At 38.3% G+C, this 9,147-nt stretch carries 8 protein-coding genes and 1 riboswitch; of the genes, 6 read left to right on the top strand and 2 right to left on the bottom strand.

From position 1 onward, the window contains the following. Nucleotides 1–171: 171 nt before the first annotated feature. Complete coding sequence (locus PGU50_RS07945; protein ID WP_270246612.1) at nucleotides 172–1,293, bottom strand: AraC family transcriptional regulator; 1,122 nt, start codon at nucleotides 1,291–1,293, stop codon at nucleotides 172–174. Nucleotides 1,294–1,428: 135 nt separating this feature from the next. Between PGU50_RS07945 and PGU50_RS07940 the strand changes: the two genes are divergently transcribed. Next, nucleotides 1,429–3,441, top strand: coding sequence for a right-handed parallel beta-helix repeat-containing protein (locus PGU50_RS07940; RefSeq protein ID WP_270246611.1), 2,013 nt, complete (start codon nucleotides 1,429–1,431; stop codon nucleotides 3,439–3,441). An 18-nt stretch (nucleotides 3,442–3,459) separates the two neighbouring features. Further along, nucleotides 3,460–4,821, top strand: a complete 1,362-nt coding sequence (locus tag PGU50_RS07935) for an MFS transporter (protein WP_270246610.1) — start codon at nucleotides 3,460–3,462, stop codon at nucleotides 4,819–4,821. A gap of 73 nt (nucleotides 4,822–4,894) precedes the next feature. On the opposite strand, the gene PGU50_RS07930 is transcribed toward PGU50_RS07935, so the two are convergent. Continuing rightward, nucleotides 4,895–5,548, bottom strand: a complete 654-nt coding sequence (locus PGU50_RS07930; RefSeq protein WP_270246609.1) for a GntR family transcriptional regulator — start codon at nucleotides 5,546–5,548, stop codon at nucleotides 4,895–4,897. Nucleotides 5,549–5,848: 300 nt separating this feature from the next. On the opposite strand from PGU50_RS07930, the gene proC reads away from it, so the two are divergent. The 4 genes from proC to PGU50_RS07910 all read left to right on the top strand — a co-directional run bounded on the left by proC (nucleotide 5,849) and on the right by PGU50_RS07910 (nucleotide 8,957). After that, entirely contained in the window at nucleotides 5,849–6,643 is a 795-nt protein-coding gene (proC, locus tag PGU50_RS07925) for a pyrroline-5-carboxylate reductase (RefSeq protein WP_117556767.1), read from the top strand. 157 nt (nucleotides 6,644–6,800) lie between these two features. Beyond that, the gene (locus PGU50_RS07920) at nucleotides 6,801–7,391 is read left to right on the top strand and encodes a TetR/AcrR family transcriptional regulator (protein ID WP_022220832.1); all 591 of its coding nucleotides are present in this window, start codon (nucleotides 6,801–6,803) and stop codon (nucleotides 7,389–7,391) included. A 14-nt stretch (nucleotides 7,392–7,405) separates the two neighbouring features. Beyond that, nucleotides 7,406–8,284 carry a DMT family transporter gene (locus PGU50_RS07915; RefSeq protein ID WP_117835506.1) on the top strand — a complete coding sequence of 293 codons (879 nt, stop codon included), beginning with the start codon at nucleotides 7,406–7,408 and terminating at the stop codon, nucleotides 8,282–8,284. Nucleotides 8,285–8,438: 154 nt separating this feature from the next. Next, on the top strand, nucleotides 8,439–8,957 hold the full coding sequence (locus PGU50_RS07910; protein WP_270246607.1) for a peptidylprolyl isomerase: 519 nt from the start codon (nucleotides 8,439–8,441) through the stop codon (nucleotides 8,955–8,957). Nucleotides 8,958–8,995: 38 nt separating this feature from the next. Continuing rightward, nucleotides 8,996–9,106: riboswitch (TPP riboswitch) on the top strand. Nucleotides 9,107–9,147 lie beyond the last annotated feature (41 nt).

The raw sequence follows: 9,147 nt of genomic DNA, 5'->3' as shown, positions 1-9,147 counted from the left end.
GTAAAGATTTAAATTTGTATGTGGTTTTGAAGGTACATGAAGAAAGTAAGGGAGCTGTAAGCCGATGAGGTTTGCAGTTTTTTTATTGTAAAAAATATATTTTTATCTAAAAAGCCTCCGTAGGGGAGGCACGGTGTCTGTTCTAAAAAAGCAGTCAGTCATATCTAGAAATTAATTGGACTGTAATGGATTGTTTTTGGCTGCTTTTCTATATTGAGAAGGGGACACCCCATATTCTTGACGAAAAATCTGATTAAAATAATTTCGATTCGAATATCCAAGAGATTCACATATCTTACCAATACTATAATCTGTATGTAACAACATATCAGCTGCATTTTTTAAAAGAAAACTGCGTCCGTATTCAGAAAGCGTTTTACCAATACTTCGTTTTAGAATACGCTCAACATAATCACTGTTGTATCCTGTAATCTGTTCAATTTCATTACGGGTAAAGACACTTTTCTTATTCTGATAAGCATTTGCTATTTGATAAATAATTTGTTCATCATTCGAAAGTTTTGCGCGATGAATTCGTGTTTCATAGAAATCTGTGTCACATAACATTTCAATAAAACGACAGAACAGAGCTTTCATCATATGACTTTTCCCGGAATGTCGACTTGAGATTTCCTTGATCATCTGATTGATAATAGACAGGTAAGTATTATTGGAAACCGTCTGTATTAAGCGGAAATCTGTATAAATCTTTGCATTATACAGAGAGATTTTCTTATTTTCATCAAAAAACTGATGAAAAACAGAACCGATTGAGTGCGAAATTCCATCTCTATCATAATAAAAATTATTTTCAAACACATCTTTAACATAATCCTCTTTTAATAAAAATAATACAATTTCTGTATTCGGATTCATTTGCTCTGCATGATGAATATTTTTGTTACAAAGACAGCATTCACCGGCGTGATAAGTAATATAATCATCTTCAATATGCATAGTTAATTCTCCGGACATAACAAAAGTCAGTTCATAGAAATCATGTGAATGGAGTTTTACAGAAGCACTTTTCATATATTCAGAATAGGGCATATTGGCATCGAGAAAACTGTTTTCTGTAAATTCCATATATTCGGATAGATTATTTTGGGGATGGATGCTTTCGTACAAAATCAGATAAGGCATATTAATTTCGTAGTATTGATATAGTGAGTTTGGGGAGTCATTTAATACTAAACTGGAATGAGTCATGCCATGATGTCTGGAAAATGCAATTGCGTGATTTTCTTCATAATTTGCTAATTCTGTTTGAAATAAAGTCGATTTTCGATACATTTTTGCGCGTTTTACTCTCTTTCAGATATTTTCGTAGGTTTTAATTGATTATATAATACACCTATCAGCAATGCAAGTGAAAGATTGACGTAACCATCAGGGCCCGATGGCAATGTGTGCTGAAAGGAGCAAATAATGAAAATTTATGTAAATATAAATGCATGTAAGGATGGAAATGGAACAAAAGAAAGTCCGTTTCGATATATTAATGATGCAGCGCAGGTTGCAAAACCTGGTGATGAAGTGGTGGTTGCACCTGGAATTTATCGGGAATATGTAAATCCGCATAATGCGGGAAAAGAAGAGGCAAGAATTGTTTATAAAAGTGAAGTTCCATTAGGAGCAGTGATTACTGGAGCAGAAGAAGCACATGACTGGGTTCATACAGTGGGGAATGTGTGGATGCTTCGTGTAAGTAACAGTGTATTTGGAGATTATAATCCGTATACTACACTGATTAAAGGAGACTGGTATTTTGGTCCGTTTGTCAGACATACCGGAGCGGTTTATTTAGATGACAGACAGTTTTATGAGGTGCAGAGTCTCGAGGAATGCGTCAAAGGAGAAGTATATATACATTCCTGGGAACCACAGTGGTCTATTTATAAATGGTATACCACACAAGATGGTGAAGACACTTTGATTTATGCAAATTTTCAAGGGAAAAACCCGAATGAAGAAAAAGTGGAAATTAATGTCCGCAGAAATTGTTTTCTTCCATCAAAAACTCATATCAATTATATTACATTGAGTGGATTTGATGTTAAGAAAGCAGCAACAACATGGGCACCGCCTGCAGCTTATCAGGATGGTATGATTGGTCCACATTGGTCAAAAGGATGGATTATTGAGGACTGCGAAATCAGTAACAGCAAATGCTGTGGAATCTCCCTTGGAAAATATTATGATCCGGAAAATGATCACTATTTTACAAACAAGCATGTAAAGAGCGCAACGCAGATGGAGAGAGATGCCGTGTGCAGAGGGCAATATCATGGATGGACAAAGGAAACAATCGGTCATCATATTGTCAGAAGATGTCATATCCACCATTGTGAGCAGACAGGAATTGTTGGAAGAATGGGATGCGTATTTTCAACGATTGAAGATAATCACATTCATCATATCAATAACATGCAGGAACTTGCCGGAGCAGAAGTTGCTGGGATCAAACTTCATGCGGCAATTGATGTGACTATGAAGAAAAATCATATTCATCATTGTACCATGGGAATCTGGTGCGACTGGCAGGCACAGGGAACCCGCATTACACAGAGTTTATTTCACAATAATCATGCACCATCAGAGGAAATTCCGCTTGTACCGGGAGGAATGAGCAGTTGTGATATATTTATAGAAGTCAGCCATGGTCCGACTCTTATAGATCATAATATTTGTCTTTCAAAATTGTCTTTTAAATTGGCATCACAAGGGTGCGCGATAGTACATAATCTGTGCCTTGGGCAGATGAGTTCTATTGGAAGTGGTTCGGATATGCCTTTAAAAAATGGAACTATGGCGCCACGTTATACGCCATATCATATAAAACACAGAACAGAAGTTGCCGGAATGATGACATTTCTTCATGGAGACGATCGTATTTATAATAATATTTTTATACAAAGCTGGCCGGTTAAACCGCTGGAAGTGAAAGAGGATATGGGATTCATCATGATGGATAATCAGGTACAGGGAACAAGCGTATTTGATGATTTTCCGACGTATGATGAATGGATTATACCGTTTGAACTGGATAATGAAGAACCGAATATGTTTGTAATGCAGGATTACCATTTTGGAAAGCTTCCAGTATGGATTAATGGAAATGCTTATTTTAACGGGGCAAAAGCATGGAAAAATGAAAAGGACTGTTTAATCAATGAAAAAGACAGTGTGTATGTAAAGCTTTTGGAAAAAGATGGAAATTATATCCTGGATACGAATGTATATGAGATCCTTGGAAAATATAAAACTTCTATGATTAACAGTGATATTTTGGGAGAGGCATTTGAGCCGGAAGAAAGATTTGAGAATCCGGACGGAAGTACAATTGTATTTAACAGAGATTATTTTGGTAATGAAAGAGGACTGACTGTTATTCCTGGACCGTTTGCCAATCCAGAGTGCGTATCAAATAAATTGCTGTAGGGAATGAGGAGAAAAACAATGAACGAAAAGAAATATTTAAAATTATATAATAAAATCGGATATGGTGGAGGAGACTTTGCCGCAAACATGGTATATGGACTTGTGTCCAGTTTTGTAATGATTTATCTGACGAATACAGTCGGATTAAATGCGGCGATCATAGGCACATTGATTCTGATTTCTAAATTGCTTGATGGTGTGACTGACATTTTGTTCGGGAGTCTGATCGATCGTACGCACAGCAAATTTGGAAAAGCACGTCCGTGGATGCTTTGGTCTTATGTAGGAAATGCAGTTGCATTGGTTGCATTATTTGCAATTCCCGACAGTTGGGGAAATAAAGTTCAGTATGCGTATTTCTTTATTGTATATACCTTGTTAAATGCGATTTTTTATACAGCAAATAACATTGCATATTCGGCATTAACATCACTGATTACAAAAAACAGCAGTGAGCGTGTCCAGATGGGAACATTTCGTTTCATTGGATCTACACTTGGAAATATGCTTGTTTCGAATTATACATTGAAAATGGTAGAACATTTTGGTGGTGGAAACAGTGGATGGAAGACAACTGCATTGATATTTGCTGTCGTTGGACTTGTGATCAATACGATTTCTGTTTTTTCAGTAAAAGAGCTTCCGGAAAGTGAATTTTATGATAATGGCGAAACAAAAAAACCGGAACAGCCAGAGAATCTCAATCTGATCGAAACATTGAAAACATTACTGTCAAACAAATATTTTGATATGCTTGCTGTATTATATCTTCTGTTTTACCTTATGATGGGTGTTTCTATGGGAGCAGCAATTTATTATTTCATTTATAATTGTGGCAGTGGTGATTATTTTGGAAAAATGGTGTCGGTATCTTCTGTGGCAAGTGTTATAGGGCTGATCGCAGCGCCGATCATCATCCAGAAACTGAAAAATATCAGACTTTTGAACATTGGATTCTTTTCAGCCAATGTGGTAGTACGTATTGTATACCTGATTTTTGCTATGATGAATAAAGCAAATGCACTTGTCTGGATGTACGGTTTGATTTCATTGACCTGTTGTACTTTAGGTGGTACATTCAATGCACTTGTATCTGAAGCAGCCGAGTATACTTATTTGAAAACAGGAAAACGTATGGATGGCTCTATGTACTCTTGCACTTCTTTCGGTATGAAAGTGGGTGGAGGACTTGGATCTGCATTAAGTGGATGGTTACTTGCGTTTGCACATTTTGATGCGACACAGCTTACACAGACGGTAGCCTGCAACAGAATGCTGACATTCATGTTTGCAGGTATTCCGGTGATTATTACCGTAATTATTGTAATTATTTATTTCTTCCTGGATGTTGAAAATGCGAATAAAAAATTGAAGAAATAATAGAAAGGGGTGCTATCGAAATGGAGGATAGCACCCTTTTTGGATGGGCGTTGAGAAATATTTAATTGATAAATTACCTGCTGCGTTGATCTTCTTTCATGGCGCTGTCTTTTCCCTGCATAAAATGGTCTTTTTTCAGGATTGCAAAAGCCCGCTCATAATCATTTTTACGCATATATTTAACCATTTTTTTCAAATTCTCATTCGTTGGAACGATCCGCATGCCGTTTTTCAGCGAATACATACCCACTCTTACCAGCTCTGATAAATTGGATTCATAGAATTTGGTGATCCGGTCATTATTGAAAATGCTGACGATTTCCAGATGCATCTGCGTATCAGCAAGCTCCCACTTGTAAACATCGGAAGCAACCGCACACATATGTACCACTTTTTCTTCAATTCGATAAGAATATTCTTCCGCTTTTCCACCTTCAAAGATCAGTTTAAATGCACTGCCCTCTAAGAGCTCGCGGAGCTGATAAAGTTCATTGATATCTTTATCGGTGATTTCTTTTACAGTCATGGATTTATAATAATCGGTAACGATCAGACCTTCAGACTGCAGCATTTTGAGTGCAGTGCGTACCGGATTACGGCTCATACCGAGCTCTTCTGTCAGAAGTGCTTCTGTAAGAGGCATTCCTGGTGGATAAGTCAGATTCATAATGTTATTTTTGATAATTTCATAAGCTTGATCGGCAAGTGATTTCTTTTTTTCAGCCATGTGAAATCCCCCTCTGTCTGGTGAATATATTAAGTATAACACATTAAAACGGAGTTTGTAAAAAATAAAATTAGGTATATGTAAAGTTGCGTTTAATATAAGAGTACAGACTGACGATTGTATACAATGGTGCATGTATTTTCGACGAAAAACGGCATTTTCTATTGTGAAAATGTTGACTTTAAACAGAGGAAGTGATACATTGAATGCAGAAAGAAATTTGTATACAAATTAAATGATTGTATACAAAATGAAAATGAAAATGTATAAGGTTTTAAGTTCATCAGGAGGAGAAAGACTATGAAATTAGGATTTATCGGAACAGGTAATATGGCAGGAGCAATTATGGGAGGCGTTATTAAAAGTAACGTATTCAAACCGGAAGAAATCATCGGAGCAGATCTTTTTGCACCAGGTCGCGAAAAAGTAAAAGAACTTTATGGAATCAATGTTACTGATAGCAATAAAGAAGTAATTGAAAAGTCAGAAGTTGTTATTTTTTCTGTAAAACCACAGTTTTATGCAGATGTCATTCAGGAAGTAAAAGATCTGGTAAGACCGGAACAGCTTATTATCACGATCGCACCAGGAAAGACACTTGCATGGCTTGCCGAACAGTTTGGAAAAGATGTTAAGATTGTTCGTACAATGCCGAACACTCCGGCTATGGTTGGAGAAGGTATGACAGCTGCCACACCGAATGAACATGTAACAAAAGAAGAACTTGATTATGCATGCAAGATCCTTTCTGCATTTGGTAAGGTAGAAGTTGTGACAGAGCATATGATGGATGCAGTTGTTGCAGTAAGCGGAAGTTCACCGGCATATGTATTTATATTTATCGAAGCAATGGCAGATGCCGCTGTTGCAGAGGGAATGCCGAGAGCACAGGCATACAAATTTGCAGCACAGGCAGTTCTTGGAAGTGCGAAGATGGTTCTTGAAACAGGAAAGCATCCGGGAGAACTCAAAGACATGGTATGTTCACCGGCAGGAACAACGATTGAAGCCGTAGGTGTATTGGAAGAACACGGATTCAGAAGTGCAATCATTGATGCAATGAAGGCATGTGTTGATGTTGCAAAAGGAATGTAGATACGATATACTTGTTTACGGGGAAAAACATGTCCACGTAAACCTGAAAAGGACCGGGGCGTATGACGCAGCCGGTCTTTTTTTATCTGTTAAGAAAGGTCTTTCCTGATAATAAAAAACGCTCCGCGTGGAACATGATACCATAGGAGGTAGATAGATGGCAGCAAAACAGAATGTAAAGCGGCGGATTGTAGATGCCGCATGGGAATTGTTCTATGAAAAAGGATATGATGATACGACAGTAGATGATATCATCCGTCTTTCTGAGACATCAAAAGGCTCGTTCTATTATTATTTCAGCAGCAAAGATTCTCTGCTTGATACATTGTCAACTATTCTGGATGAGAATTATGCAAAGCTTGAAGATGAACTGGATCCGGAAATGAACAGTTTTGATAAACTGATGTATCTCAATTACCGATCGCATTCATTTATGGAGCAGAAGATTGATGTAGCATTGTTATCATCCTTATATTCAACACAATTGATTGCCAAGGGAGACAGGAATCTTCTGGATCAGAACCGTACTTATTACAAGCTGATCAGCAGGATCATAGAAGAGGGGCATGTGCGAAATCAGATCAGCAGAGAGAAGAGTATCCAGGAGATTACCAAGTATTATTCACTCTGTGAGCGGGCACTGGTATCAGACTGGTGTCTGAACAGGGGAAATTATTCGCTTGGAGAATACAGTAAGGAATATATGCCGATTTTAATGGAACATTTCCGGGTAGATCAGCCTGAATAGAGAAAGGTTTTCATATGAAAGAGAGTCAGAGAAAAGGTTTAATTTCAGTACATGTTGCTGTGGCATTGTTTGGTTTTGTCGGACTGTTTGCCAAGCTGGTAGATCTGCCTGCAGTGATCATCGTGCTTGGAAGGGTATTTTTTTCATCTATTTTCCTCTGGATTTTTCTGCGTTTTAAAAAGCAGAAAATTCGCCTGGAGGAGAAAAGTGATTATTTGTGGATGGTCGGAGCAGGTGCAGTTTTAGCAATACACTGGAGTAGTTATATGCAGTCGATCCAGAGTTCGACGGTTGCAGTTGGTACGCTTACGGTATCAACTTTTCCGGTATTTGTTATTTTTCTGGAGCCATACCTGTTCCATGAAAAACTGAAGAAATCGGATGTGTTTTGTACACTGATGATGCTAGTCGGAGTATTCTTTATCGTACCCGCATTTCAGATGGATAATCAGATTACACAGGGAGTTCTGTGGGGACTTCTGAGTGCATTTACCTATGCAATATTGTCACTGATGAATCGCCGTTTTTCCAGCAGATATCCGGCAACACTGGTGTCGCTTTATGAACAGGGAACTGCAACGATCGTGTTGATCCCGATGATGTTTGTGTTGAAGCCGGTGATTACACTTGCAGATGCAGGCGTATTGATGATGCTTGGAATTATTTTTACAGCAGTTGCACATTCTTTATTTATCAGTGGACTTCGGACTGTGAAGGTAAGGATTGCCGGAATTTTATCCGGACTGGAACCGGTGTATGGGACTTTAAGCGCATTTCTGTTTCTGAAAGAAGTTCCAAGTTTCAGAGAGTGCCTTGGTGGTGTTATCATTCTGGCTGCTGTGTTTTTATCGACACTGAAACCGGAGGAGAAAGCATCTGATGCTCCGGCATAAGAATAAAGAGAAGTTTGAGGATTTTATCTGGCACTGGTTTCTGGTGATCGGATATTGTCTGGAAAATGTATAAAGACTTTCTAAAAACTATTTACGGACGGGAAAAGTTCCGTTACAATAGGTAGAGAAATCAATGAAAAGGAGATTGTATAAAATGGCAAATCCAATAGTAACATTTGAAATGGCAAATGGCGATGTGATCAAAGCGGAATTATATCCGGAAATTGCACCGAATACAGTGAATAACTTTGTATTTCTTGTAAATAAGGGATTCTATGATGGACTGATCTTCCACCGTGTCATCAGTGGATTCATGATCCAGGGTGGATGCCCGGATGGAACCGGAATGGGTGGTCCTGGATACAGTATCAAAGGAGAATTTAAGCAGAACGGTTTTGTAAATGATCTGAAGCATGAACCGGGCGTTCTTTCTATGGCGCGTACAATGAATCCGGATTCGGCAGGATCACAGTTCTTCATCATGCATAAGACTTCACCACATCTTGACGGTGCATATGCAGCTTTTGGTAAAGTTACAGAAGGTATGGAGGTTGTAAATAAAATTGCTGAGACGGCAACAGACTACAGTGACAGACCGCTGGAAGAACAGAAGATGAAAAAAGTGACTGTTGAGACTTTTGGAGAGGCTTATCCTGAACCAGAGAGAGTCTAACAGGAGTTACAAAGCAGACAACATTTGTAGAGACAGAATAATAAAGACGGGGGAGCCGGTGAAAGACAGGCTGAGAGGAAGCAAAAGAGCTTCGACCCTTTTTACCTGATACGGATCATGCCGTCGCAGGAAGTCATATTGATTTTTTCAGAGACACTTGTGCATGGCAGGTGTTTCTTTTTATTTCAAT

The organism is Coprococcus sp. AM11-30B (assembly GCF_027674365.1).
GTDB classification, from domain to species: Bacteria; Bacillota; Clostridia; order Lachnospirales; family Lachnospiraceae; genus Allocoprococcus; species Allocoprococcus comes.
Note: the sequence above shows the minus strand (reverse complement) of the source record. Positions and strands in the feature narration are given on the sequence as shown.